Genomic DNA, 26,623 nt, shown 5'->3' on the forward strand with positions numbered 1-26,623 from the left:
AAGTTAAAAAAACTCAGAGCACAAACCAGCACACCAGCACGCCGCCTAACAGCAGCCGGTAAACCACAAAGGGCCACAAGCCCATCTTTTCAATCAGTTGCAGGAAGCAGCGAATGCACAGATACGCACTGACGAACGCCGTGCCCGCCCCCAGTGCCAGCAGGCCCCAATTCACCGCCGTTTCAGACTGCACCAGATTCACCACCTGCAAGCCACCGGCGGCAGCAATCACCGGCACCGACAACAGAAAAGAATAACGGGCCGCCGCCTGCCGGGTCAGCCCCAACATCAGTCCGGCGGTCAGCGTAATACCCGAACGGGAAGTGCCTGGAATGAGCGCCAACGCCTGCGCCATGCCAATCAGCAGCGCCTCCCTGAACCCCACATCCTCCAGCGCTCTGACCTGACGACAGCGATAGTCAGCCCAGCCCAGTAACAGTGCAAAACCAAACGTTGCCACGGCAATTACTTCCGGGCGGCGCAAATACAAGGCAATCAGGTCACCGGCAAACAGCCCCAATACCCCGGCAGGTACACTGGCCACCAGCAGCGACCAGGCCATCCGCGCTTCCGGCCGCTGAGCAGCACTCAGATGCTGACCTGGTTTCCAGCTGTCCAGCCAGGCCTGCAGCAGCTTGACCAGATCATCTCTGAAATACCACACCACCGCCGCCAGCGTGCCGATATGCAATGCCACATCAAACGCCAGCCCCTGATCTGGCCAGCCAAACACATAGGCCGGCAGGATCAGGTGGGCAGAGCTGGATATGGGTAAAAACTCGGTGATTCCCTGCAACAGTGCCAGAGTCACCGCAATAAGCCCGTCCATTTTTCAGGCGTTTCCTTGTATCTGTCAGGGCTGATCAGCCAGAAAACCGTCCCGCATGAACAACGGCTGGTCATTCATGTAAGCAACCCGCTCCGCCGCATGGCAGGCCATGCAGGCGTTCTTGGCCTTCTGAAAGCCTGCTTTCACAATCGCCGGATCTTCCGTTGCCAGTGCATCGCGAACCTCTGACCAGGTTCTGTTCAGCAAGATAGCCTCAGCATTCGCCCGCCGCCCCGGCCGTTTCATCAGGCCGTTTTCCAGCGTAATTCTGATCTTCTTCCAGTGGTACTGAGCCAACTCATAGTTCTCATCAATCAGCGCCTGTTCCATACGATCATAGCGCTCACCTACTTCCCACATGGGTTGGTCAAAACCCCGCAAATATTTTTCCAGCCGCTTATCTTTGGTCAGCTGATCCGGCGCACCGGACACCCAGTCTTTGGCCCCCTTAAAGCCCTCCTCCGCACTGACACCCGCAACCGGAACGGCAGATAGAACAACCAGTGAAACAGCACCGGCAAGTAACGCTTTTAATTGTTTTGGTTGTTTTAATGACATAGAAGGGTCCTCGCATAAGCTCATTTCAATCGCGTCACCGCCAACCCTAAATACTGCTATGTCAAAAAAACGTAGAAGTATCTCCACCATAGGCACCCGGCCAGAAATGGTTTCCACACCCGCAATCAGCCGAAAGCTTTTCACATTTTTTTAACGGAATAATCATCAGAATTGATAAATGCTAAGCATTCTTAATTGCATTTGCTTTATCTTCATGCGCCTTAAATCCGTCACGCACAGATATTGATGCATTTACGTTCATAAAAAATCAGGACAACTCTGAATCAGGAACCGTTATGACTCTGGATCAACTGCCGCAACATACACCGGCGCAGATCACCGGCTTCACCGGCGATCAGCAAAACGCTTACCCCCTGTCAGTACTGGGTGTCACCCCCGGTGCGACAGTTATTCATCTGAACACGGCCCCACTGGGAGACCCGATTCAGGTACGGGTTTCCAACACCTATCTGAGTATCCGTAAACAGGATGCCAGCCAAATCAGAGTGACAATCTTATGAGCATAACCATCGCGCTGGTCGGCAATCCCAACGCAGGTAAATCCACCCTGTTCAACTGCCTGACCGGCGCCCGCCAGACCGTTGGTAACTGGGCCGGGGTGACAGTCGAACGCAAATCCGGCAACCTGCCACTGGGCAATGAAACCGCCGAGCTTATCGACCTGCCCGGCCTTTATGCCATGCACAAAGAAGCCGGTTATACCCCCGGGATTGATGAAGCCATCAGCGTAGATTACCTGCGCACCCAGCAGGCAGACCTGCTGATCAATGTGGTGGACGCCTCTAACCTGCAGCGCAACCTGCCCCTCACCCGGCAACTGCTGAACACCGGCACCCCGGTAGTGGTCGCCCTGAACATGCTGGATGTGGCCAGCCAGCAGGGCATCAACATTGATATCTCCCGGCTGGAAGCCCGTTTAGGCGTCCCGGTTATCCCGCTGGTCGCCAGTAAGTCCCAGGGGATTACCGCCCTGCTTTCCGGTCTGAACGAAACACTGGCCAACGCCCGGGCCGGTCAGGCCGGACAACAACCGACAAGCGCACAGGAAACACTGTATTACGATGCCAGCATCAGCGAAGACTTTGCCTGGGCCAGCGAACAGGTAAACGCCAGCACCACGACCGTGCATAACAAACCTTCCCTGACCGAACAGCTCGACCGCCTGGCACTGCACCGCTGGCTGGGCATTCCTGTATTCCTGCTGATGATGTACCTGCTGTTTTTCTTCGCCATTAATCTCGGCGCAGTCTTCATCGACTTCTTTGATATTTTACTGGGGGAAACCCTCGTCACCGGGCTCGGCCAGCTCTTGACTCACTGGCAATTTTCGCCCTGGCTGGTTACCCTGCTGGCAGACGGCATCGGCGGTGGCATTCAGTTAATCGGCACCTTTATTCCGGTGATCGGCTTTTTGTACCTGTGCCTGAGCATACTGGAAGACTCAGGCTACATGGCCCGTGCGGCCTTTGTGGTGGATCGCCTGATGGCTGGCATCGGTTTACCGGGCAGTGCCTTTGTGCCACTGATTGTGGGCTTCGGCTGTAATGTTCCTTCCGTGATGGCCTCCCGTAGCCTCAGCCGGGAACAGGACCGCCTGCTCACCGTCGCTATGGCTCCCTTTATGTCCTGCGGGGCGCGACTCACGGTATATGCATTATTCAGTGCGGCTTTCTTTGCTGAACTGGCCAGCCTGATGGTATTCCTGCTGTACCTGCTGGGCATTGTGGTGGCGGTATTTACCGGCTGGCTGTTCCGGCGGACGATTTTCCCCGGCAGCAATGCCGCGACGTTCACGGAGATGCCCCACTACCACCTGCCGGTAATGCGTAACATCATTGCCACCACCTGGCACCGCCTGAGCGGCTTCATCAAACGGGCCGGCAGCACCATTGTGCTGATGGTCACCCTGTTAACCGTAATCAATTCCATTGGCACCGACGGCAGTTTTGGTAATCAGGACAGCAAGGACTCCTTGCTCAGCTACAGCAGTAAAGCCCTGACACCGATGCTCAGCCCGATTGGCATCAGTGAAGAAAACTGGCCTGCCACGGTCGGCATCTTCACCGGCATCTTTGCCAAGGAAGCGGTAGTGGGCAGTCTGGATGTGCTCTACCAAAGCGCACTGAACCCGGCAGATGATGCGGTACCGGAAGCTGCAGAAGCCTTCAGCCTGACCAGCACACTCTCCGCCGCGCTGCTTTCCATCCGCGATAATGCCTACGGTCTGCTCGGCGGGCTGGGTGATCCGCTGGGATTAGCCGCCATCAATGACAGCGCCGACGATCAGGGGGTCAGCAACCAGAGCCTGACCACCATGCGTCAGCTGTTCCCGAGCAACTATGCCGCGTTCTGTTATCTGGTGCTGATCCTGCTATACACCCCCTGCGTGGCGGTGATTGGCGCAATGAAACGGGAATCCGGTCGCTACTGGGCCGGGGTGGTGGTCGCCTGGTCCACCTTCCTGGGTTACTGGCTGGCCAGCGTCATGTATCAGCTCAGCAATGTCGTGACCAATCCCGGCTTCGCCCTGCCCTGGCTACTGGCCAGCGCAATCGCCATGTGGCTGGCAATGCAGGGGCTTAAGAAAATAGGCAATTCACCGCACCGCTTACCGGCGAACATCATTGCCCGTCAGAGCTGACGGGCAATGGAAAGGCAGATCTTCAGAGGGTCTGATACAGGGTAATACGGGCCGGTTCTATCGGCCCTTTGACGATCAGTTCTTCCGTGTAGAGCGCACATTTATTCAGATAAATACGCAGCTTTCTTTCCCAGTATTCCTCATCGAAACCGATCACCCCATTGGCATTCTTTTTCTCTTCGATATAACTGAGAATTTTAGAATCCGGATTTATGGGATAGCCGGTGGTCTTCGCTTCAAGGTCTTCCTGCACGTCGATGTATTCAAGTCCTTTGGCGCGGATGCAGTAAACATACACCTGTTCCGGAGTTGTGGGGTATACACTGCCCATACTGCTACTCAGCGGCCCCGGCGGACGCCGGCCTGCGGCATCTATACCGGCAGCCCCCATATCCAGTGCGGACTCCAGAAAGAACCGGGAAATGCCCCGCAGTGTGCGGGCACAAAATACCGTGCTGGTTCCGTACACGGTATTCATCCATTCATTATTAGTGCCGGCAAAACCGTCTTTGAGAATGGTCGCCGGCGGGCGGAAATCCAAACGGTAAATGACTTTCTCGGTGACCTTTTTATTTTTCGGCATAAGCGCTTCTTTTTTCGGGCTTTTTAAGGTTTTCAGTTAAGTAATACTGACAACGGATAAAGCCCGGCGTTCAACGCTGAAACCTAGCTCCCCGTCACCGGCCCCTTTTCCTGCAACGCAAACCCAATCACCGCGGTGCAACCACTGCTGCCCGAGGTACCGTTATCCTTCAACTCAAAACTCCAGCCATAGCGGTGGCAGATATCACGCACCAGTAACAGCCCCAACCCGAAGCCTTCGCTGGCTGAAGATTTCCCATACAGCCCCGGCCCGGTATCACAAACCTGAATACCTCCGTTATTCACCACCACACTGACTTCACCCTGCTCAATGCAGGCAAAGGCATTTTTCACCACGTTCCCCAGTAAAATATGAAACGCGGCTTCCGGCATGCGGATCATCGGATCACCTTCAACCTTTACCCACCATTCCACCGTTTTGTTATTCAGCAAGTACTGATGGTTCGCCACAACATTGGTCAGCTCCGCTTCAGACAGTGCCCGGGGAATCAGCTCAGCCCCTTCCACTGCTTTGGTCAGGGTCAGCAGAGTTTCAATGAATTCACTGATCTCACCGGTGGCCTTCTCCAACCTTTGCCGCTGCTTTTCTATAAAGGCTTCGTCCTTTGATTCACCCAACAGGGTAATGGCCCCTTTCATCACCATCAGCGGGGTACGCAGTTCATGGCTGGTATAGCGGTTGAATGCCCGCTCACGTTCCAGCAGATCCCGGATACGGGCCTGATAGTCATTAAACGTCTCAACCATTTTTAACAGTTCAAGGGTGGCGGTTCCCTGCGGCACATCCACTGGCTCCAGATCATCCGGAGACTTTTCAGCCAGTGTATTGGCAAACCGGGAAATCGGACTGGTCAGGCGTTCGGCAATTTTCATCACGACAAACAGACTGATGGCCAGCAGTACCAGAGACACCACCAACTGCTGAGCGTGGGCCCCCAGTAACTGCTCCTCGCTGAACTCAAACAAGGTATTATCGATCACCAGCAGTGCCGGATACGTTTTCCCCCCGGCGGGCAAATCAATCCGTTTCATGAAGTAAGCGCGCTCTTGAGATTCAGGAATAAACTTCACCTCCCGCTCTTCGTTCAGCTCCAGGGTGTCCGGATCCGGGAAGCCCGGCGGCAGGTTTCGCCAGTTAAGGTAAATAACCGGCGGACGGTTTACTTCGGAAATCTCTTCCCGGGGTAGCTCAACCTTATCCAGCCCGGTTAAATCGGAATTGGCAAACACTCGCAGGGCAAAGGCTTCATTGGCCTGCAGCCGGTTATTGCCATAAAGGTGCTCGATATCTTCCTTGGTTAATTCAAATACCGAGGCATGGATGGTGACCAGCGCAATGGCCACGATGGAAAAATAGAAAAATGTTAAGCGTTTAGCAGAGGGGACAGATTTCACAGTCAGGTCTCAGCGGTCAGCTGATAGCCAACCTTAGGCACAGTTTTAATGTAAGCATGCCGGAACGGTTTATCGATCTGGTTACGCAACTGATAAATATGGCTGCGCAACACGTCACCGTCCGGCTCATCATCCTGCCAGACTTCTTTAATCAGCTCATCCCGGGTGGCAACATCCGGGGCACGCATCAGCAGGGTTTTAAGAATAGTAAACTGAGTCTGGTTCAGCTTAAAGCGACAGTCGCTGCGCTCCACCACCCGGTTCACCAGATCCAGTTTCAGCTCACCAAAATGCAGAAACTTGGTGGCTACCGCCCCGGTCTTACGGCGATACAGCGCCTGTACCCGGGCCTCAAGAATGTTCAGGTCAAAGGGTTTCACCAGATAGTCATCCGCCCCCTGCTCAAAGCCTTCCAGAATGTCTTCCCGGTCGCTGCGGGCAGTGAGCATGAGAACCGGTAAATCCACACCCCGGTTGCGCAGGGTTTTACACACATCCAGACCGTCCATCAGCGGCAGCATTATATCCAGAATGATCAGGTCGTAATGGTTCCTGGTCGCCAGCTCCAGACCATGTCGCCCGTCACTGGCGTAGTCCAGCAGGTAATCGCCGCGAATTTCAAAAAAATCAAAGATCACGCCGGCAATGTCCTGGCTATCTTCAATCAGCAGTATTTTCATAAGGTACGACAACTCCACAGCCTGAGGCCTGTTCAAGCATAACAACAAATGGCTGCAGCTTAGTGGTGAAAATGTGAAAAAAATGTGGAACACAGGTTTCCGGCGACTTTTAGAAGACTTCGGTTCGCATGTACTGCTGTCTTATGAGAACCTAAGTATATATTTAAAAATATCGCAAATTGCGATATGCTGTATAAGGGATGCACAGGGAAGATGCATATTATTTCAAAGGTCAGTTTACGGCTGGCAATGCGACAACACCCACGCTGGAAGCCGGGTCTAAGCTTATGGCTGAAGATATTCGGATCAAAAGAATTCAGATTTCAGAGCTATCAGGATCTCAGACACACCTGGAAATCAATATCCGGATGGAACGTTGACCGTATTCCGGGAGCAACCGTCAGAGAAGTATTTGGCGGATCAGCACAACGCCGAACGCTATATTCAGATGTGTATATCTTCGATGTACATGGCACTGAATGCAGACTTGTTTGTCGGTTTGTCGAACCGGACAGACTCTATATCCGGTTAATTGGCACCCATGCTGAATATGACAAATGGTGTAAGGATCACACCGGTTATACAAGGAAGCGCAAATGAAAGCACATATCCCGATAAACAGCAGTTCGATCGAACGTTCAGCACTTCCTCTGATGATGAATCAGCTAACGGATACATTCAGCCAGCTGGCAAATGATGGCCTGAAGTTACTGACCGCCATTAGTGAAGACATCGCTTCTGATGAAGAACAGCAACAGCGAATAGCACTGGCTGATGAACTCTTTTCTATCGCCACCAACAAGCCAGAGCAGGCAACCATTTGTATCTGCTTCGCCGAACTTATTCTTCGCAAAATCGAAGACTACGAAAAAGATATCGAAATACCTGTATCCCCACCCCACGAACTGTTGGCCCTACTGATGAAGCAGCACAGCATTAAACAGGCTGACTTAAAGGATATCGCTTGCCAAAGCACCGTCTCTGCAATCCTGAGCGGTAAACGGGAAATTACCAAGCAACAGGCTAAGAAACTGGCAGCATTCTTTCACACTCCGGTTAAAGTGTTTTTGTAAGTATCCGGAGGATAAACAAAGGACAGGAAGACCGAAAGAAACTATCAGTTATTTCAACGCGGACCCGCATATTAATGCAAAAGGAAAGACGGACCCCATTGCCCGCGATGACCGGACTGGTCAGCCAGGCACAGACATAAAATGAAAGGAATCAGGCTATGAAAAAATCAGCAATCATTTTAACCACACTGCTGATGCTCATCAGCATCAACGCACAGGCTGTTAGATTAAGTAATGGCGATCTGGCCAAGCCAGGTGACCCTGTCCAAAAACTCTTTAATGCGTGGGGTAAGCCTGATGACAGGGTAAAAAGCCAGAAAACGTGCGGAAAAATCATCAGCCTCAAAAAAACTGTTTGTTCTACCAGCCGGTATATCTGGAAACGTGGCAGCGAGTACTGGCGTATTCAGTATTCAGGCAAGATGATCATAAAGATAAAATGGACTCGCAGTGAACGGAAGATTCGGGAGAGTTTTTGAAATGAAATATTGGAAGCCGTGTAAAAAAGCCGGTTAATTTCCCGGGGTAAAATAAAGGTAATCAGGAAGCGCCTTAAAAACAAGATGGGGGGCAATTTAAGAATATTCCCCCCCAACACCACGGCCTTAAAGAGTCTGGGAGGCTATGTCACCAATGCCTTCTTTACCGCCTAACTGACGCTCGATTTCTTCCCTGATCATCTCTTCGATCTTCATCCGCTCTTCATAGGGCAGATTTTTCAGCGATTCTTCCGTCAGCCCCATTTCATCCAGCATCTGGTAACGAATTAACTCAGCCGGGCTCATCGAGAGCAAACGCATCAGCTCATCCCGGTGGTTCACAGTGCTTTTCTCTTCGGTGGCAGTGGCTGTAGTCGGCGCTTCTTCCTGCTTACTCTTTGCTGCGTCAGCAAGCCTGGCGGCCTCTTCAGCCAATAAATCTGCAAAGGTGGAAGAAACAGCTGCTTTCTGACTGCTGGCAGCACCTGCAATGTTGGGTTGAGTTACCGAATCGATCCTGATCATGTTGTTCTCCTGATGCATTACGCTTGCTATGACTATCCCCATTCTTTAGCAAGTTCCACGCCATACTCACAGGCAGGCAGAATCAGCCATTCAGCGATGGAGGCGGCAATCGTATGCCGACAAACGGACAATGGGATGCAAAAGGTTGCAGTTTCTGAAGTAAATTCCACTGCTTCAGCAGTACTGATCTGATCAGCACTGATATGATTAACGCCCACAAAAAAGGGGCTTAAATAAAGCCCCTTCTCAACAACACACCATTTAACTTCTTTCTACGCCAACCAGTTCATGTAACGTAGTCTGATGCTTTCTCTTGTGATAACGCACATACACAACCGGTGCTTTCAGTTCCGGCGAGTAGTACCAGGTGCGGTTTATATAATTACCTTTGCAGTTAACTTTGTAAGTATCAAAGCTTCCCATCGGTACTGTTACCCGTTCTTCAGATTCCACTGTACAGGTTCTTTCATCTTCCCAGGGTTTATACTTGTCGCCCTGCCCTTTAGCAGAAATAGACACTTTACTGCCAATCGTCATCGGGAACAGATCACCGCTTACACTGCTGATCGTCAGTGATCCGTTACCATGATCTTCAGACTTCCAGCTCTTGGTCGGGAATACAAGCGGCCCCTGATCTGTCCAGACTTCATTATCACCCTGCTTCCAGGTGACATTTCCGTCGGCAACAGATGCCACCACATTGGTTTTCTGTTCGCCATTTATATTCCAGACGAACTTATCTCCTACGTTATATTCAGGTGCGCTTGCCGGTGCTAACTGCTGCGCAACCGCTTCAGTTTTAACCTGATTACCACCGCATGCAACCAAACCTAAACACGCAACACCTACCAAGCCGTACTTCATCTTTTCCATAAGACCCTCATTACTTAAACAGAGCCGACAGCTTAACTGGCTATAAAATTTTCATTCACATCCACGAGGCTTAAATGCATATCAAAGCCTCAGTTAAATCGTCAAAAACCCAAACACCGACCATTGCAACGACACTGTTATCAACGGTCTGCATGTCTGAAAATCCTTTTCACTTCCCCCCCGGTTAACACCTGTCGTGTACCTCTTTGTCAACTCACCTGATACATTGACAAACGGCCTGACTCCACGGATAAGACCGACAAACCAGCACATAACGTGCTACAAAGGCCACCAGATCCTGCTCAGGCGAATCTGCAATGTACTGCATAAAACAACAGCGTTCCAGCCCCCTGCTCCTAAAGTATCTGAGGCATCCCTACCAGGCGAAAATGACGTAAAAAAAATGTCGAAAACATTTATTCCACCCCAACCCGGTTAGCCTGTACTCAATTGATTAACTAACCGGGATTCACTATGAAATACGCCTTTGCAGGCCTGGGCGCTTTAGGTGTCGCAGGTATGATCTTTATTGCCAGCAGTATGACATCTGAAACAGCACAGGCCGCTAATCTGGATAACGGCAAATCAAAATTTCTGACAAACTGTCAGGTGTGCCACGGCAACAAAGGCTGGGGAGATGGTCCCGCCGCTGCGGGCATGGCGAACAAGCCGGCCAACATCAGCAAGAAGCTGAATTCCATGTTCAGTTCAGATACTAAGCTGACGCAAAAAGTAATGGACGGTAAACCCGGCATGCCCGCTTTCAAAGGTGTACTGAACCAGAACGATGTGGCAGATATTTTTGCCTATATCCGCAGCATGAATCCTTAACCCGTTTCAGTGTCTGGCGGTTTGCCCTGAAGGATTTACAGCCGGATGCAACCCCTCTCGGGCTTCACAGGTACCGCTCCGTTGCGGTGTATTGTGCCTCCCCCGGTCAGCCAGCCGCTGTTCTGAACCGGTGCCTGCGAAGCCTGCTTGATATGTAAGTAAAGACTCACAACCTTTGCTTAGCAGCAATAAAATGCCTTGTTGTTATGTGCTGCCTGCAGCAGGGCTTACTCATGCTTTCTGTGCTGTACAACAGAAAACGTTTCCTGCCGTCTTTACCTTTCTTTTACTTCGACGAAGGTATAACAGTTCCCGACCTCACCGCGAACCGGAACGGGCTATACCCTCCTCCCCGGGTTGCATCACTGTTTTAAGCAATGGTTGTTGTTAACAGAGGTTGTTTAACAGGCCTGCCGGAGATGCTGTACTGTCAGGAGTGCCCCCCGCGTTCCCCAACCGTTCAGTGCTCTGGCAGGTCTGTTTCTTTTAACCTATCCCTGTCCCCTCCGCGTTAAAAGAACCAGCCGGTTTTAAAAGACACCCCCACCACCACAAACAGTACCGAGATAACAGTTACCGGAATAATGTGCCAGGCCAGTGATACCAGATTATCTGCCGAGAGTTTAGGAATTACCCTGAGGCGCGCATCGATCGCCAGCAGGAAGGTACACAGCAGCAGAATTAACTTGAAGCTGATGACCCGGGAAATCGGGTCTGAAAAATTGAACCAGAGTCCAAAGTCCGGTAACAGCCGGTACGCCAGATGCAGACCGGTCAGCACCTGTATGATCAGCGCCGGAATACCGACCTTCTCAAATCCGGATTCGAATGCCTTAATGTAGGCTACATCTGAATGTTTCAGCACCCGGGGTAACACCCCCACCGCCAGTACCAGATGGCCGCCTGTCCAGACGGTCGCCGCCAAAACATGTAACAACAAAAAGATCTCATACATTGTGCAGCGCTCCATAAAAAATAAATGCGAATGGTTATTAACTCTCCGCTTTACCTTCTACCTTATACGCTACGGGGGCTGTAGATGAATTGATCTGGGGCAGGTGAATCAGAGTGAGGCTAAAGTCCGGTATTTTTTTGCTGCAATAGCGCACAAAAATGTAAGGAGTCACTTCGCTTATAACGCTGTATTTTCGTTTTTCTGTCACACATAATCCACAGTCAACACCGGCCCCCTGTTTTTTTATGGTTTTTTTTAGTTTTTTTTTACTGCAATCGTATTGATATATTTAACTCATTGATTTTAAAGAGCTAAATATCAGATGGTGCGATTATGAACGATTTGTTAAAAACCCTGTAATGATGCGGCCTGAAGCCATCTGCCCAAACAATACTCACAGAGTTATCCACAGAATCTGTGAGTAATTCACTGACGGCTTTTCCTGCTAAACAGACATAAAAAAAAGAGGCGACCGGATTTCTTCGGACGCCTCTCAACAGAGCAAAAACTATCAGGATTACTGGCCGCTTTGTACCCGGCGCACGGCATCTTTCCAGCCAGCATAAAATCCGTCGCGGCGAGCTTTATCCATGGTAGGTTCAAATCGCTTATCGCAATGCCACATGTCGGCAAGCTGTTCCAGCGAGGTAAATACGCCCGCCTGCAGGCCGGCAAGATAAGCAGCGCCCAACGCGGTGGTTTCGATGATTTCCGGGCGGTCTACATTGGCCCCCAGAATGTCCGCCAGAAAGTTCAGCACCCAGTTATTGGCAACCATGCCACCATCTACCCGCAAAGTGGTCGGCCGGACCCCGTCACTCTCCATGGCTTTCTGCAGATCTTTGGTCTGGTAACACACCGATTGCAGACCGGCGGTAACGATTTCTTTAATGCCGGTATCCCGGGTCAGGCCGAAAATAGCACCGCGGGCATCCGGGTCCCAGTAAGGTGCGCCCAGGCCGGTAAAGGCCGGTACCAGAAAAACACCGTGATCCAGCGGAGTCTGTTCCGCCAGCGGTTCAGTTTCACCGGCCCCCTGAATCAGCTGCAGACCGTCACGTAACCACTGCACCGCCGCACCGGCAACGAAGATGCTGCCTTCCAGTGCGTAAGTCGTTTTACCGTTCAGCCGGTAAGCCACGGTAGTTAACAAACGGTTTTCAGATTTAAGCGCTTTCTCGCCGGTATTCAGCATCAGGAAGCAACCGGTGCCATAAGTGCTCTTAGCCATACCCGCCTGATAGCATGTCTGGCCAAACAGGGCCGCCTGCTGATCGCCTGCGATGCCCAGCACCGGCACTTCTGCCCCCAGCAGTTCAGCATCGGCCACACCGAAGTCGGCGGCGGAGTCCATCACTTCCGGCAGCATACCGGCTGGAATATCCAGCAACTCAAGCAGCTCAGTATCCCATTCCTGGGTGTGAATGTTAAAAATCATGGTGCGTGAGGCATTGGTAGCATCAGTACGGTGTACCTTGCCGCCAGTCAGCTTCCAGAGCAGATAGCTGTCTACGGTACCGAATGCCAGCTCACCGGCTTCTGCCCTTGCACGGGCACCGGGCACTTCTTCCAGAATCCAGCGCAGCTTAGTGGCGGAGAAATACGGATCCAGCAGCAGGCCGGTTTTTGCCTGAACGCTGTCGCCGTGCCCCTGATCGCTCAGCTGGCGGCAGTATTCAGCGGTACGGCGGTCCTGCCAGACAATGGCGTTATATACCGGCTCGCCGGTTTGTTTGTCCCATACCAGGGTGGTTTCCCGCTGGTTGGTAATACCGATAGCCACCAGCTCAGTGGCACTGATCTGTGCATCTTTCAGCACCTGACGGGCGGTGCGTAATACCGTATCCCACAGGTCTGCCGGATTATGTTCTACCCAACCGTCATTGGGAAAGTGCTGGGTAAATTCTTCCTGCGCAACCTTATGTACCCGGCCTTCAGCCGTAAACAGAATCGCCCGGGAACTGGTCGTCCCCTGATCAACAGATAATATGTAGCCTGACATAGGAAAGCCTTTTTCATGGACTTGCTGCGGCGTATACACAACCGGCAGCATAAATAATTGTTCTTTTCGCTATTTCACTATTTAGGCTAAATTAACACAGTGATTTTCGAATATGAACTTTAACCGCATTTACCGGTGAAATTAATGACGCTAATTGCCCCGTATGCGATAATTTTCAACCGTTCTGCCCCATCCGTTTCAGATGAGGAACGCGCCGGCAAACGTTTCCCCAACATGGGTAATCAGCCGGTTAAAGAAGTAACCGATAACAGGGTCAGCCAATGAATCAAAGCCAGCGCCATGCGGAAATACTAAAATTAGTGCAGCACAAAGGGTTTGTCAGTATTGATGAACTGGTGACGCACTTTAAAGTAACTCCGCAGACGATCCGCCGCGACCTAAACCAACTGGCTGATGAAAAGAAACTGCTGCGCCACCACGGCGGTGCCGGCGGTGAATCCAGCACGGTAAATGCTTCTTACCAGTCCCGTAAGATCATGAATCTGGAAGCAAAAGAACGCATCGCCCGGGAGCTGGTCAAGCTGATTCCCGATGGCGCGTCTCTGTTTATCAATATCGGTACCACCACTGAAACCATCGCCCGGGCCCTGCTTAACCATCGGGATCTGAAGGTTGTTACCAACAACATTCACGTAGCCACTATTCTGGCCACCAAGGAAGACTTCACCGTGATCATTGCCGCCGGTGAAGTACGCCACCGGGACGGCGGTATCGTGGGTGAGGCCACCAGCGATTTCATCAGCCAGTTCCATATGGATTTCTGTATCATCGGCATCAGCGGCATCAGCATGAACGGTTCACTGTTGGACTTCGACTACCGGGAAGTGCGTGTCGCACAGGCGATGATCGATCATTCCCGCAGTGTGATTCTGGCGGTAGATAATTCCAAGTTTGGCCGCAGCGCCATGGTGAAACAGGGTTCAATTACCCAGGTGGATCATCTTTATACGGATATGCAGCCGCCGCAGGTGATCAGCGAAATTCTCGACGAACACGAAATCCATCTGCAGATTGCCTGACTCCAATATCTGTTGAATCAACTTTTACATGGGAAATCTTAACCTTCAGATTTCCCGTGAAAATTCCCGCTCCACCCGCCTGCTAATTTTTACCATTCAGACAGTTTTTACGCACCTGTAAAACGTTTTAAGCCCTTTCCTGTACGCCAGACTAACTGCTCCTGAAAGCCTTCGTCAGCATGACCGACACTTAACCACACATTTTTACCGGTTAATCCCCGGCATTCTGTCGTACATCCTTTGTTACACGGCCATAAAATTTTCACATAGAGAGCAATTTTTGTTCTTTTTTAGTTGATTTTGTTCACAATCGAACATTATGATTAACGCATCGAACATTTTATGGCACTTTTTATACGCCACTTAATTCGCCGGAGGAAACAAAGATCATGGCTAAACAGCACCAGGTATATGACCTGTTTGTCGTCGGTGGCGGCATTAACGGGGTAGGCATTGCTGCCGACGCTGCAGGCCGGGGGCTTAGCGTATACCTGTGTGAAATGAATGATCTGGCTTCGGCAACATCGTCCAACAGCAGCAAGCTGATTCACGGTGGCCTTCGCTACCTGGAATACTACGAATTCCGGCTGGTGAAAGAAGCACTGGCTGAGCGGGAAGTACTGCTGAAAAACGCGCCACACATTATGTGGCCACTGCGTTTCCGTTTACCGCACAGGCCACACCTGCGCCCTGCGTGGATGATCCGTGCCGGCCTGTTCCTGTACGATCATCTGGCAAAGCGGGTAACCCTGCCGGCGTCCAAAGGCATTAAGTTTGATCCTTCCGGCCCGCTGAAAAGCCACATCACCAAAGGCTTTGAATACTCCGACGGCTGGGTGGATGACGCCCGCCTGGTGGTGCTGAACGCCCAACTGGCAGAAGAGCAAGGCGCTAAAATCAAAACCCGTACCCGCTGCGTGGCTGCCGCCCGCAATGGCGATATCTGGGAAATCAGCGTCGAGAATATACTCACCGGGAAAACCAAAATTATCCGCAGTAAGGCACTGGTGAATGCTGCCGGCCCGTGGGTGTCCAGCCTGTTTGCCGATACCATGGACATACCTTCACCTAAGAAAATCCGTCTGGTAAAAGGCAGCCATATTATTGTGCCGCGCATTCACGACGAAGCGCAGGCTTACATTCTGCAGAATGAAGACGGTCGGATTGTCTTTGTGATTCCTTACGAAGAGCAGTTCTCGCTGATTGGCACCACCGATGAAGAATATCAGGGTGATCCCTCTGCGGTGGCCATCAGTCAGGCTGAAATTGATTACCTGATTGATATCAGCAACCAGCATTTCAACACCCAGATCAATCGCACCCAAGTGGTTCGCACCTATTCCGGTGTTCGCCCCCTGCTGGATGACGACGCTGAAAACGCGCAGGCAGTTACCCGGGACTATACCTTTGAAGTGGATGCCCCGCTCAATCAGGCAACTCTGTTGTCAGTGTTCGGTGGCAAGATCACCACCTACCGGAAGCTGGCGGAGGCGGCGGTCGATAAACTGTGTGAATATTTCCCGCAGGCCGGCCCGCAATGGACTGCCGATGCAGCCCTGCCCGGCGGCGACTTCACCAGCCAGCCGCAGTTACTGGATCAGCTGCAGCGCCAATACCCATGGTTACCCCCACATACTGCGCAGCGCTATGTCCGCAGCTACGGCACCCGCAGCCATAAACTGCTGCAGCACATCGACAGCCTTGAACGCATGGGTCAGGACTTCGGTGCCGGCCTCTACGCCTGTGAAGTGGAATATCTGCTCAAACATGAGTGGGCCGTCAGCCTTGAAGATATCCTCTGGCGCAGAACCAAGCTGGGTCTGTTCCTGAATGCAGCACAGGTATCTGCCCTGCAGGAATACCTGAACCGCTATTTCAATTTTAAAAACCTCGACGCCGCTTCTTAACAGGTTATTGCCGCCGGTGTTTTTAACCGGCCGGCGTCGCAGCTTTTATGACCACACAACAACTTTACGTCACTAAGGGGTTTAGTATGGCAATACGTGTAGCAATTAACGGCTTTGGCCGCATCGGCCGGAATATTTTACGGGCACTGTATGAGTCCGGTTACCGTGATCAGATTCAGATCGTCGCGATCAATGATCTGGGAGATGCCGCCATCAATGCTCACCTGCTTAGCTACGACTCTGTGCACGGCCGCTTTAATGCTGAGGTCAGCGTCGATAACAATGCCTTGCTGGTCAACGGTGATGCTATCCGCATTTATGCAGAACGTGACCCGGCCAAGCTGCCCTGGGAAGCCCATCAGGTCGATGTGGTATACGAATGCACCGGGCTGTTTACCAGCCGTGACAAAGCCGCCGCCCACCTGAGCGCAGGGGCGAAGAAAGTGATTATCTCAGCACCGGCCGCCGGGGTGGATGCTACCGTTGTGCACGGCATTAACCATCACCTGCTGAACAACGAACAGCAGATTATTTCCAACGCTTCGTGCACCACCAATTGCCTGGCACCGGTGGCTAAATCCCTGAATGACAGCATTGGCATTGAAAGCGGCCTGATGACCACCATTCACGCCTACACCAATGACCAGAAACTCAGCGACGTGTATCACACCGATCCTTACCGGGCCCGGGCGGCCACCCAGTCGATGATCCCGACCAAGACCGGCGCGGCTGCGGCGGTAGGCCTGGTACTGCCGGAACTGAATGGCAAGCTGGACGGCATGGCCGTCCGGGTACCGACCATTAACGTATCACTGGTGGATCTGAGCTTCATTGCGGAACGGGAAACCAGTGCAGAAGAAGTCAACCAGATCATCACGGATGCCGCTGCCGGCCCGCTGGGTAAAGTGTTGCAGGTGAACACCCTGCCGCTGGTATCCATTGATTTTAATCACAACCCGGCGTCATCCATATTTGACGCCACCCAGACCCGGGTAAACGGCCGTCTGGTGAAGGTAATGGCCTGGTACGATAATGAATGGGGATTCTCAAACCGTATGCTGGACAATACTTTAGTATGGAATCTGTGATGAAACTGTAACTTAAACACTATATCCTTAAGGGCCTACTCCATTCAGGGCCTTTTTGGATAAGGCCCACTTTCGATGTAAGGCTAAAAAATGCAACGCAGAACGAAAATCGTCGCCACCTTAGGTCCCGCCACAAGCTCTCCCGAAAATATCGCCGCCATGATTACCGCCGGCGTCAACGTTGTCCGTATGAACTTCTCCCACGGCTGCGCTGAAGACCATATTGAACGTACCCGTCTGGTCCGTGAACAGGCGGCTAAACAGGGCCGTTTCGTCGCCATTCTCGGCGACCTGCAGGGCCCTAAGATCCGAATTTCCCGTTTTGCAAATGACAAAGCAACCCTGACCGTTGGCCAGAGCTTTATTCTGGACGGCGCGCTGGACGGCAATGCCGGTGACAGCACCCGTGTCGGTATCGACTACAAAGAACTGGTTACCGACAGCCAGCCGGGCGATATCCTGCTGCTGGACGACGGCCGCCTGGTCTTCGAGGTGACCTCCGTGGTCGGTCAGGAAATCCACTGTACCGTTCAGGTTGGCGGTGTGATCTCTAACAACAAGGGCATCAACCGCAAAGGCGGTGGCCTGTCAGCCGCCGCCCTGACCGAAAAAGATAAGCGGGATATCCTGCTGGCTGCCAAGCTGGACGTAGACTTTCTGGCGGTCTCATTCCCCCGCGATGCAGAAGATATGCAAACCGCCCGCAAGCTGATGGAAGCGGCCGGCTGTAACGCCAATCTGATTGCCAAGATTGAACGTGCTGAAGCCATTGAAGACGGTGTACTGGATGGCATCATCCACGCATCTGACGGTGTAATGGTTGCCCGTGGCGACCTGGGTGTGGAAATCGGTGATGCTGAACTGATCGGCGTCCAGAAACACATCATCGAGCGTGCCCGTACCGGCAACAAGGTTGTTATCACGGCTACTCAGATGATGGAATCCATGATCAGCTCCCCGCTGCCAACCCGTGCGGAAGTATTCGACGTAGCGAACGCCGTACTGGACGGTACCGACGCGGTCATGCTGTCCGGTGAAACCGCCATGGGTGACTTCCCTATTCAGACCGTTGAAGCCATGGCCCGGGTCATTGTCGGCGCGGAACAGCACCCAAGCAGCAACGTATCCAAGCACCGGATGCACGAGTCCTTCACCTATATTGATGAGTCTGTTGCCCTGTCAGCCATGTATGTGGCCAACCACCTGGAAGGGGTTAAAGCCATCATCTGTATGACAGAAACCGGCGCGACACCGCTGATCATGTCGCGGATTCGCTCCCAGCAGCCAATCTACGCTTACTCACGGCTGACCAAAACCCAGCACCGGGTTGCCATGTACCGGGGGGTTAAAACCATTCCGTTCGACGTGAGCGCAGTACCGAATGAAGAAACCAACCAGCGTGCCGTTGATGAACTGGTCCAGCGTGAAGTGGTTGAAGAAGGCGATCTGGTTATCATCACCAAGGGCGATTACGTCAACGCTCAGGGCGGTACTAACACCATGAAGATCGTCCGTGTCGGCGCGAAGATTCAGTAAGCACCGTTCAGGTTAAACACTTTAAAGCCCTGCCACCGCAGGGCTTTTTACATTCTGGCTGGCTATGACGACGAGCCACAGCCTATGTAAAAACGCCGTTGCCCGCGAAGGCAGTCAGTGCTCATTTTCAGGAACACTAAACACTTTGCAACCACTACGCTGTTTCAGCCTGTATTCCGGGCCACTTCTACATTAACGATCATTAGACTGTCGTCTTATTTTCTCACCGCAGCCCTTCCCCTTTCCTTTTCACTTGTGTGCCTGTTTTGCACACATTATTGACAGCCACCAAGCGTGTGCCATACTGACACACAAAACCATACCCTTAGGTAACAACAGTACCCACCACTGGTGGCGAAAAACTAAGACTAAAACCGGAGAAAACGATGACCGTTGTAGCACCAAAGGACGCAAGATTAGTCGCACGTGTGCCGCAGGAGGTTCAGGAATTCGTCAAGAACGCTGCAGATCTGTCTGGTGCAACACTGTCTCAATTTATTGTAGAAGCTGTCACTGCCAAAGCCCGGTCAGTATATGAAAGTGAGCAAAACATTCGGCTCTCAATGCAGGGAGCAGAAGCTGTCTTTGCCGCTCTGGACAATCCGCCACCAGTCAATAGCAAGCTTTCAGACGCTGCCAAAGCATTTAATAAGGAAAATGGATTTCGATATGCTGGGGACAGTTCAGCTGAATAAGCAGCTACATAACCGCAACGATTTTGATTGTGGTGTTGATGCTTTAAATAATTATCTGGCAAAGCATGCCAGCAGTTCAGACCAACGCTCACTGACGAAAACATTTGTGCTCGTTGATTCTGAGCAACCTGAAAAAATTATTGGCTTTTACACCTTAGCCTATACAACGGTCTCAGTCCCGGACGGGCATCCCCGCCTGACTCAATACCCTCATCCGGCACCGGCCTTAAAGCTGGCCCGCATGGCGATAGATAAACATTTTAAAAATCATCGCTTTGGTGAGCAGCTTTTGCTTGAATGCATCAGAAAGACAGCCCTTTCAACTCAGTCTGACAACCCTGCAGCGGTGATCGGACTCTTCGTTGATGCTAAAGAAGGGGTTGCGGACTTCTATAAAAATTACGGCTTTACCGAAGTTGACTGTGAAACTCAGCAAAGGCTTTATCTGCCCATACAAACCTGCATACAGGTCGCCCTGATGATGGAAAGCGGCTGAACGTAAGCCTTGTTCAGATCAGTGACCGGCCTGATCAGTTTCTGCTTTCACGTCGTTTCAATTAAAAAACGATTTCCCTATTCTGAAACCAGCATTCCACGTTGAATGCTATTCGATAACGGTTGACGGCCTGCGACAAATAAATAATCATAGCGCCATGAACTTACACCGCACCCACAGCCAGAACATTATTATCATCATTTCTCAGGAAATGGTGGGGTAGCGCGTGCATCGCTAAATTGGAAAACCCGCCGGCAAGGCGGGTTTTTTTATGACTGAAGAAAACCACGCCACAGACAGCCGCTGCGGACTTCCAATTTTCAAATACTGAAAACGGAGACCCGCCATGACGGCAACCACTTACACAGACACCCCGGCCACCCGCAGCACAGCCGCAGATAACGTCTATTACCCGCAGCAGGAAGATATCGTGGCGGCTGCCCGACGGCTGGAAACGGTCGTCAGCTATACCCCGCTGCTGCGCAGCCAGAACCTGAGCGATCAGTACGGCGCCAACATCTTCCTGAAACGGGAAGATCAGCAAGTCGTTCGCTCATATAAAATTCGCGGGGCGTACAACAAAATCCTCTCCCTCAGCACAGAACAGCAAAGTCAGGGCATCGTCTGTGCCAGTGCCGGCAATCACGCCCAGGGGGTTGCCTACGCCTGCGCCCTGCTCGGCCTGAAAGGCACCGTCTTTATGCCGGTGCCAACCCCCAGCCAGAAAGTGCAGCAGGTCCGTAAGTACGGCAAGGAGTATGTGGATATCCGTCTCGCCGGGGACACCTTCGACGACGCCTACCATCAGGCACTGGCATTCTGTGAAAAACAGCAAGCCTCGTTTGTGCATCCGTTCGATGACCCGGAGGTCATCGAAGGTCAGGCATCCGTCGGCGTGGAGATACTGCAGCAACTGGAACTGGCCGGAGATCATGCCGATATGATGATCATGCCGGTGGGCGGCGGCGGACTGGCATCCGGGCTTTCCGCATATTTTAAAACCCAGTCACCGGATACTCAGTTAATCGGCGTGGAACCGGAAGGTGCCGCTTCAATGAGCACCTCATTCATCGCGGGTAGTAACCAGACCCTGCCAGATATCGATACCTTCGTGGATGGCGCAGCGGTACAGCGGGTCGGTGAAAACACCTTCAGAATCTGTCGTCAAAACCTGCAGGACATACTCACAGTGCCTGAAGGAAAAGTCTGTGCCACCATGCTGCAGCTGTACAACCAGGAAGCCATTGTGGTGGAGCCGGCCGGTGCACTATCCATCGCCGCACTGGACAGCCTGAAGGATGAGATTCGCGGTAAAACCGTGGTCTGTCTGATCAGCGGCGGCAATAACGACATCCACCGCACCGAAGAAATCCGTGAACGGGCGTTACTCCATGAAGGGCTGAAGCACTATTTCATCGTTAACTTCCCCCAGCGGGCCGGTGCTCTGCAAGAATTCCTGGCACAGGTGCTCGGCCCTGACGATGACATCACCCACTTTGAATATTCAAAGAAAAGTAACAGCAGCAAAGGCCCGGCTCTGATCGGCATTGAACTGAGCCATAAAGACAACTTCCAGGGCCTGTTGCTACGGATGAATGAACAGCAGGTCCGTTATGAATACCTGAATGACAAACCGGATCTGTTCCGTTTTCTGGTCTGAAAAGGTTCACCGGCCTGCTCAGTGCCACCACGGTACCGGGCAGGACACTGCCCCGGCAGGAGGGATAGGTTACAATACTTATTGCGCCTGAAAGGAACATCCGGCGACGGGTTATATCTAATAACCACGCCCTGTAATTTTATGAACAGCAAGGACACCGGTACATGCTTTTTATCCTGCTCGGCCTGATCCTCGTGGTACTGGCCTTTGGCCCCCAGTACTGGGTCAGACACATTATCCGTAAACACCACACACCGCTGGAGAACATGCCCGGCACCGGTGCGGAGCTCGCTGCGCACCTGATCGAACGCTTTAAGCTGGAAGGGGTAAGGGTGCAGGAAACCGGGCCGGATCAGAACTACTATTCGCCGGCGGAAAAAATCGTCGGCCTTGCGCCGGACGTATTCCATGGCCGGTCTCTCTCCTCAGTGGCCATTGCCACCCATGAGGTAGGCCATGCGATTCAGTACAACCGTCAGGAAGCCGTCAGCAAGCTGCGCAGTAAGTATACGGTGCCGGCCAAAATGGTACAGGGCATTGGCATTTTCATTCTGTCCAGTACGCCGTTTATCGGCCTGCTCGCCAAGGCGCCTGCCGTGATGGCGCTCACCGTTGTTGCCGGCATCGCTACTATGCTTGCTTCGGTTGTCTTTCATGCCATGGTACTGCCGGAAGAATACGACGCCAGCTTCGGTAAGGCTCTGCCCATTCTGGAAGAAGGTTATGTGCCTGAGGAACATTTACCGGCGGTAAGGGAAGTGCTTAAAGCAGCGGCTTACACATACGTCGCCGGTGCACTGGCGGATATCCTCAGTATCTGGCGCTGGCTGCTGATCCTGCGCTGAGACATTTCGCCACGAAAAATCCACAAAAGCCACTATGCTTACCTGAAGCACATAAGCGAAAGGAGTGCAGCATGGCGCAATACATGATCACCTACCTGGGGGGCAAACAGCCCGCCACACCGGAAGAAGGTAAGCAGCACTTTGCCAGATACATGCAATGGCTGGCAGCACTGGGCACCGCGGTGGTCAGCCCCGCCAATCCGCTGAAAGGTACCTGTGTAATGCACCCCGGTGGTGACGTAACAGAAGGTGGTGATACCGGCATGTCCGGCTTTACCCTGATCGAAGCAGACTCCATGGACGCGGCAAGAGCCATGGCACAGGACTGCCCGTTTCTGGAAATTGGCGGCTCGCTGGAAATATCAGAACTGATTAAAATGCCCAAACCCAGCCATTAAGACCCGGCCCGGTTTTTCTGAGTTATTCTTCAGGAGGTTGGGCGATAACCGCATCGCCAATACGGATGGTGCCGGAACGCAGGATCTTTGCACACAGCCCGCCGTGCCCCAGCATGGCGGCCACCCCGCCCTTCCCCAGCGCGGTTTCCATTCTGGAACAGGGATGACACAGCGCCGTCGCTTCAAATAGCGCATCACCGATGGTGAACTGCTGATGGCGCAAAGCAGTCAGGTTAATGTTCTTCACCACCAGATTTCGCCGCAAAACACCGGGCGGTAGGGTCTCCAAACCTGTAAAGTGACGGATCATCTGGATATATTCTTCAGAAATAATCGTCACCTGACGGCCTGATCCGGGGGTTTTCTCACAACGGTGATCCCCTTCCAGCCCCAGAGTTTCCAGCGCCTGTACTTCCGGCACTTCGGTCATCTCCTGCTTACGGCCCGGCCGCAGGCCGATCCAGCTTAGTTCACCCGGTGGTAAGTCTTTAACAAAACGTCCGAAGAGAAATTTTTGTGCTTTCACCGGGTGTACTCCTTTCAGCAGTTATTTGGCAGAGGCCTGTTCCCCGCCATTCCACGGTGCCACACGGAACAGCAGTAACATACCGGGCAGCGCCAGCAAGGCACACAGCCAGAAGAAATGTTCCCAGCCCACTGCATCAACAATGTAGCCGGTCAGAGCATTTACAAAGGTCCGCGGTAGCGCAGCCAGCGCGGTAAACAGTGCGAACTGGGTGGCGGCAAACGCCACACTGGTGGAACGGGCAATAAAGGCAGTAAATGCCGCTGTCCCCAGCCCCACGCCTAAGTATTCGAAGCTGATGACAACCGCCAGCGCCAGTTTATCCGGCCCCATCTGTGCCAGTACGGCAAAGCCAAGAATGGTCACCACCTGCACCACACCGAAGATCCACAACGCCCGGTTAATGCCCAGTTTAATCATCCATAAGCCGCCGAGAATACCGCCGACAATCGATGCCCACAAAGCCGAGGCTTTGGCGATGACGCCGATATCTGTCAGGGTAAACCCGAGGTCGATGTAGAACGGCGTCGACAGGGCTGTCGCCATGTTGTCCCCCAGCTTATAGAGGAACATAAAGCTGAGAATCTGCAGCGCCCCCGTCCAGCCCAGCCGACCGATAAACTCGCGGAACGGTTCAATGATGGCTTCTTTAAGGGTCTTGGGGGCGGCAGGCTCGCTGACCGGCTCTTTCACAACCAGGGTCATCAACACACCCAGCAGCATAAAGGCTGCCACAATCACAAACACCGTCGACCAGGGCAGCATGTCGGCCAGAATCAGCCCCAGAGCTCCCGGCACCAGTCCGGAAATCCGGTAGGCCTGTACATGCACCGAGTTACCCCAGCCCAGTTCTTTATCGGGCAGTAACTCCCGCCGATAGGCATCCAGCACGATATCCTGGCTGGCACTGAACAGTGCCACCGCCGTCGCCAGATAGGCAATGGTCATAATAGAGAACTGCGGATCAAAGCTGCCCAGCGAAGCAATGGAGATCAGCAGGGCGATCTGCATCACCAGCATCCAGCCCCTGCGCCGGCCCAGAAACGGCGGCACATAGCGGTCCATCAGCGGTGCCCAGAGAAACTTCCAGGTATAGGGAAAGGTGACCAGAGCGAACAGGCCGATTTCTTTCAGGCCGATGCCCTCTGCCCGCAAATAAGCCGGCAGCATCTGAAACAATACATACAAGGGCATACCGGACGAAAAGCCGGTAAAAATACAGATCAGGGTACGGCGGTTAAGTACCGAATCCCACCAGTTTTCTTTAACCGGCTGACTATGTTCCGCAGCGTCTGTTTCTGATGTTGCCACCCGTGGTGCTCCCAAGATTATTTATTCAGCTAAAAACAAAACAGGCTGCAGAAATACTGCAACCTGACTGACTGGGATATGAACCCCGGGATTAGTCGCGGAAGTTATTAAACTGCAGCGGCAGTTCCAGATCCGCCTCACGCAGGAAGGCAATCACCGTTTGCAGATCATCACGCTTTTTACCGGTAACACGGATCTGTTCGCCCTGTACCTGAGTCTGAACCTTAAGTTTGGCGTCTTTAATCTGTTTGATGATTTTCTTACACAGTGGCTGATCCAGCCCCTGCTTCAGTAATACCTGCTGACGGGCTTTCATGTTGGCCACTTCAACGTCTTTTTCTTCCAGGCTCTTCACATCAATGCCACGCTTAACCAGCTTATCACGCAGAATCTGGATCATTTGCTGCAGCTGGAAATCCACATCAGCGTGCATGGTGATCACTTCGTCCGCCAGTTCAAATTTCGCATTTACCCCTTTAAAATCAAAGCGGGTGGTCACTTCACGGTTTGCCTGGTCAACCGCGTTATTAACTTCGTGCATGTCCAGTTCAGAAACGATATCAAATGAAGGCATCGGGCTTTTCTCCTCTGTGCCGGAATCACACACGGCACGCTGTAAACATATGTCAGATCAGGCAATCCGCTGAACGTTCCTGATCCGGAGTGATTTATTTGCGCTTATCATACCGTTATGATGCGCAGGACTACAGAAGATTCCACAGGTTTACCTATGCATTGGCATATCCTCGGAGCCGGCGCCATTGGCCTGCTCTGGGCAGCAAAATTTCAGCGGGCCGGAGTTAACACCACCCTGCTGTTACGCAACCCCGCTAAACTGGCCGTTTACAGCGGTGCTTTCTCAATCATGGAAGGCCAGCAGGTCAGCCAGATTCCGGTCCCTGCCGAGGCACTGCATAACCCGCAAGGGAAACCCATAAGCCATTTGCTGATCACCACCAAAAGCTATGATGCGCTGGCGGCGTTTAACAGTGTGCGGGACCGTCTTACAGACAACGCCCGGGTATTACTGTTGCATAACGGCATGGGGCCACAACAGACGATTGCAGCACAGAATCCTCAATTACAGGTCTGGGCCGGCAGCACTACCGACGGCGCATACCTGAACAGCGCTTTTGAACTGATCCGTGCCGGCCATGGCCAGACCCGTATCGGTCACCTGAAGGCCCCCGACGATCAGTCACTGAGCCAGCAGCTGACCAGTTGTGAACCGGCCCTGAGCCACAGTGATAATATCCACGCCACCCTGTGGCAAAAACTGGCCATTAACTGCGCCATCAATCCCCTGACAGCCATCTACCGTTGCCGTAACGGTGAGTTAGCCAGCCACGCCGAATACCGGGCGCATATGCAGGTTATCTGCCATGAGGCAGAGCAGGTGGCCGCCGCCCTTAACATCCCCCTGTTTGATCAGCCTCTGATCGATCAGGCCTGCCTGGTCGCCGAACAGACCGCCGACAACTATTCATCCATGTATCAGGATGTGATGCACGGACGGCGCAGCGAAATCGATACTATTACCGGCTACCTCTGCCAGCAGGCGGAACAGCTGGACATAGAAGTGGCTGAAAATCAGCGCCTCCTCACACAGATCATCAACCTGCAGGCATGACACCGGTCATGCCTTTTGACACATCA

Annotated in this window: 28 protein-coding genes; 16 read left to right on the top strand and 12 right to left on the bottom strand. The window is 52.6% G+C overall.

The features are described from left to right. Nucleotides 1–13 precede the first annotated feature (13 nt). Together PCI15_RS16525 and PCI15_RS16530 are read right to left on the bottom strand one after the other, a co-directional pair. The gene (locus tag PCI15_RS16525; RefSeq protein WP_271271029.1) at nt 14–829 is read right to left on the bottom strand and encodes an undecaprenyl-diphosphate phosphatase; all 816 of its coding nucleotides are present in this window, start codon (nt 827–829) and stop codon (nt 14–16) included. Between the two features lie 24 nt (nt 830–853). Next, on the bottom strand, nt 854–1,387 hold the full coding sequence (locus PCI15_RS16530; RefSeq protein WP_271271030.1) for a hypothetical protein: 534 nt from the start codon (nt 1,385–1,387) through the stop codon (nt 854–856). A 296-nt stretch (nt 1,388–1,683) separates the two neighbouring features. Between PCI15_RS16530 and PCI15_RS16535 the strand changes: the two genes are divergently transcribed. Then, nucleotides 1,684–1,908, top strand: coding sequence for a FeoA family protein (locus PCI15_RS16535; protein ID WP_271271031.1), 225 nt, complete (start codon nt 1,684–1,686; stop codon nt 1,906–1,908). Then, nucleotides 1,905–4,049 carry a ferrous iron transport protein B gene (gene feoB / locus PCI15_RS16540; RefSeq protein WP_271271032.1) on the top strand — a complete coding sequence of 715 codons (2,145 nt, stop codon included), beginning with the start codon at nt 1,905–1,907 and terminating at the stop codon, nt 4,047–4,049. The genes PCI15_RS16535 and feoB overlap by 4 nt, the downstream gene beginning before the upstream one ends. 22 nt (nt 4,050–4,071) lie before the next feature. On the opposite strand, the gene PCI15_RS16545 is transcribed toward feoB, so the two are convergent. From PCI15_RS16545 to PCI15_RS16555, 3 genes are all read right to left on the bottom strand, one after another. Then, nucleotides 4,072–4,632: a hypothetical protein gene (locus PCI15_RS16545; protein WP_271271033.1), complete on the bottom strand. Its 561-nt coding sequence runs from the start codon at nt 4,630–4,632 to the stop codon at nt 4,072–4,074. A gap of 83 nt (nt 4,633–4,715) precedes the next feature. Beyond that, nucleotides 4,716–6,047 (bottom strand): sensor histidine kinase, encoded by a 1,332-nt coding sequence (locus tag PCI15_RS16550; protein ID WP_271271034.1) that lies wholly within the window; start codon nt 6,045–6,047, stop codon nt 4,716–4,718. Between the two features lie 2 nt (nt 6,048–6,049). Continuing rightward, complete coding sequence (locus PCI15_RS16555) at nt 6,050–6,727, bottom strand: response regulator transcription factor (RefSeq protein ID WP_271271035.1); 678 nt, start codon at nt 6,725–6,727, stop codon at nt 6,050–6,052. Nucleotides 6,728–6,976: 249 nt separating this feature from the next. Between PCI15_RS16555 and PCI15_RS23755 the strand changes: the two genes are divergently transcribed. The 3 genes from PCI15_RS23755 to PCI15_RS16565 all read left to right on the top strand — a co-directional run bounded on the left by PCI15_RS23755 (nt 6,977) and on the right by PCI15_RS16565 (nt 8,279). Continuing rightward, nucleotides 6,977–7,327 (top strand): type II toxin-antitoxin system HigB family toxin, encoded by a 351-nt coding sequence (locus PCI15_RS23755; RefSeq protein ID WP_376787844.1) that lies wholly within the window; start codon nt 6,977–6,979, stop codon nt 7,325–7,327. After that, nucleotides 7,324–7,800 (top strand): helix-turn-helix domain-containing protein, encoded by a 477-nt coding sequence (locus tag PCI15_RS16560; protein WP_271271036.1) that lies wholly within the window; start codon nt 7,324–7,326, stop codon nt 7,798–7,800. Before PCI15_RS23755 ends, PCI15_RS16560 begins: the two co-directional genes overlap by 4 nt. A 158-nt stretch (nt 7,801–7,958) precedes the next feature. Beyond that, nucleotides 7,959–8,279, top strand: coding sequence for a hypothetical protein (locus PCI15_RS16565; RefSeq protein ID WP_271271037.1), 321 nt, complete (start codon nt 7,959–7,961; stop codon nt 8,277–8,279). Between the two features lie 126 nt (nt 8,280–8,405). Here PCI15_RS16565 and PCI15_RS16570 read toward each other — a convergent pair whose 3' ends face one another. Next, the gene (locus PCI15_RS16570; RefSeq protein WP_271271038.1) at nt 8,406–8,804 is read right to left on the bottom strand and encodes a hypothetical protein; all 399 of its coding nucleotides are present in this window, start codon (nt 8,802–8,804) and stop codon (nt 8,406–8,408) included. A gap of 261 nt (nt 8,805–9,065) precedes the next feature. Continuing rightward, nucleotides 9,066–9,677 carry a hypothetical protein gene (locus PCI15_RS16575; protein ID WP_271271039.1) on the bottom strand — a complete coding sequence of 204 codons (612 nt, stop codon included), beginning with the start codon at nt 9,675–9,677 and terminating at the stop codon, nt 9,066–9,068. A gap of 474 nt (nt 9,678–10,151) precedes the next feature. Between PCI15_RS16575 and PCI15_RS16580 the strand changes: the two genes are divergently transcribed. After that, nucleotides 10,152–10,508, top strand: coding sequence for a c-type cytochrome (locus PCI15_RS16580; RefSeq protein WP_271271040.1), 357 nt, complete (start codon nt 10,152–10,154; stop codon nt 10,506–10,508). Nucleotides 10,509–11,019: 511 nt separating this feature from the next. On the opposite strand, the gene PCI15_RS16585 is transcribed toward PCI15_RS16580, so the two are convergent. Further along, nucleotides 11,020–11,463: a CopD family protein gene (locus PCI15_RS16585; protein ID WP_271271041.1), complete on the bottom strand. Its 444-nt coding sequence runs from the start codon at nt 11,461–11,463 to the stop codon at nt 11,020–11,022. 517 nt (nt 11,464–11,980) lie between these two features. Continuing rightward, on the bottom strand, nt 11,981–13,465 hold the full coding sequence (gene glpK / locus PCI15_RS16590) for a glycerol kinase GlpK (RefSeq protein ID WP_271271042.1): 1,485 nt from the start codon (nt 13,463–13,465) through the stop codon (nt 11,981–11,983). Nucleotides 13,466–13,746: 281 nt separating this feature from the next. Between glpK and PCI15_RS16595 the strand changes: the two genes are divergently transcribed. From PCI15_RS16595 to PCI15_RS16630, 9 genes are all read left to right on the top strand, one after another. Further along, entirely contained in the window at nt 13,747–14,505 is a 759-nt protein-coding gene (locus PCI15_RS16595) for a DeoR/GlpR family transcriptional regulator (protein WP_271271043.1), read from the top strand. Nucleotides 14,506–14,894: 389 nt separating this feature from the next. Then, nucleotides 14,895–16,412, top strand: a complete 1,518-nt coding sequence (glpD, locus tag PCI15_RS16600; protein WP_271271044.1) for a glycerol-3-phosphate dehydrogenase — start codon at nt 14,895–14,897, stop codon at nt 16,410–16,412. Between the two features lie 86 nt (nt 16,413–16,498). Beyond that, nucleotides 16,499–17,500 (top strand): type I glyceraldehyde-3-phosphate dehydrogenase, encoded by a 1,002-nt coding sequence (gene gap / locus PCI15_RS16605; protein ID WP_271271045.1) that lies wholly within the window; start codon nt 16,499–16,501, stop codon nt 17,498–17,500. Nucleotides 17,501–17,590: 90 nt separating this feature from the next. After that, a complete protein-coding gene (gene pyk, locus PCI15_RS16610) occupies nt 17,591–19,036 on the top strand; it encodes a pyruvate kinase (RefSeq protein WP_271271046.1) in 1,446 nt (481 codons plus the stop codon). 386 nt (nt 19,037–19,422) lie between these two features. Further along, nucleotides 19,423–19,731, top strand: coding sequence for a type II toxin-antitoxin system TacA family antitoxin (locus tag PCI15_RS23760; RefSeq protein WP_376787820.1), 309 nt, complete (start codon nt 19,423–19,425; stop codon nt 19,729–19,731). Then, nucleotides 19,622–20,227, top strand: a complete 606-nt coding sequence (locus PCI15_RS16615) for a GNAT family N-acetyltransferase (protein WP_376787821.1) — start codon at nt 19,622–19,624, stop codon at nt 20,225–20,227. The genes PCI15_RS23760 and PCI15_RS16615 overlap by 110 nt, the downstream gene beginning before the upstream one ends. Nucleotides 20,228–20,573: 346 nt before the next feature. Beyond that, on the top strand, nt 20,574–21,887 hold the full coding sequence (gene ilvA, locus PCI15_RS16620) for a threonine ammonia-lyase IlvA (protein ID WP_271271048.1): 1,314 nt from the start codon (nt 20,574–20,576) through the stop codon (nt 21,885–21,887). Between the two features lie 164 nt (nt 21,888–22,051). Next, nucleotides 22,052–22,732, top strand: coding sequence for a zinc metallopeptidase (locus PCI15_RS16625; RefSeq protein WP_271271049.1), 681 nt, complete (start codon nt 22,052–22,054; stop codon nt 22,730–22,732). A 71-nt stretch (nt 22,733–22,803) separates the two neighbouring features. Next, nucleotides 22,804–23,130, top strand: a complete 327-nt coding sequence (locus PCI15_RS16630; protein ID WP_271271050.1) for a YciI family protein — start codon at nt 22,804–22,806, stop codon at nt 23,128–23,130. Nucleotides 23,131–23,152: 22 nt separating this feature from the next. Here PCI15_RS16630 and PCI15_RS16635 read toward each other — a convergent pair whose 3' ends face one another. The 3 genes from PCI15_RS16635 to PCI15_RS16645 all read right to left on the bottom strand — a co-directional run bounded on the left by PCI15_RS16635 (nt 23,153) and on the right by PCI15_RS16645 (nt 25,541). Next, entirely contained in the window at nt 23,153–23,656 is a 504-nt protein-coding gene (locus tag PCI15_RS16635) for an MOSC domain-containing protein (protein WP_271271051.1), read from the bottom strand. A 21-nt stretch (nt 23,657–23,677) separates the two neighbouring features. Then, nucleotides 23,678–24,967, bottom strand: coding sequence for an AmpG family muropeptide MFS transporter (locus tag PCI15_RS16640; protein WP_271271052.1), 1,290 nt, complete (start codon nt 24,965–24,967; stop codon nt 23,678–23,680). Nucleotides 24,968–25,058: 91 nt separating this feature from the next. Beyond that, complete coding sequence (locus PCI15_RS16645) at nt 25,059–25,541, bottom strand: YajQ family cyclic di-GMP-binding protein (RefSeq protein WP_271271053.1); 483 nt, start codon at nt 25,539–25,541, stop codon at nt 25,059–25,061. A gap of 156 nt (nt 25,542–25,697) precedes the next feature. On the opposite strand from PCI15_RS16645, the gene PCI15_RS16650 reads away from it, so the two are divergent. Further along, on the top strand, nt 25,698–26,597 hold the full coding sequence (locus PCI15_RS16650; protein ID WP_271271054.1) for a ketopantoate reductase family protein: 900 nt from the start codon (nt 25,698–25,700) through the stop codon (nt 26,595–26,597). The last annotated feature ends 26 nt before the right edge of the window (nt 26,598–26,623 follow it).

This window comes from Aliamphritea hakodatensis (genome assembly GCF_024347195.1).
Lineage (GTDB): Bacteria > Pseudomonadota > Gammaproteobacteria > Pseudomonadales > Balneatricaceae > Amphritea > Amphritea hakodatensis.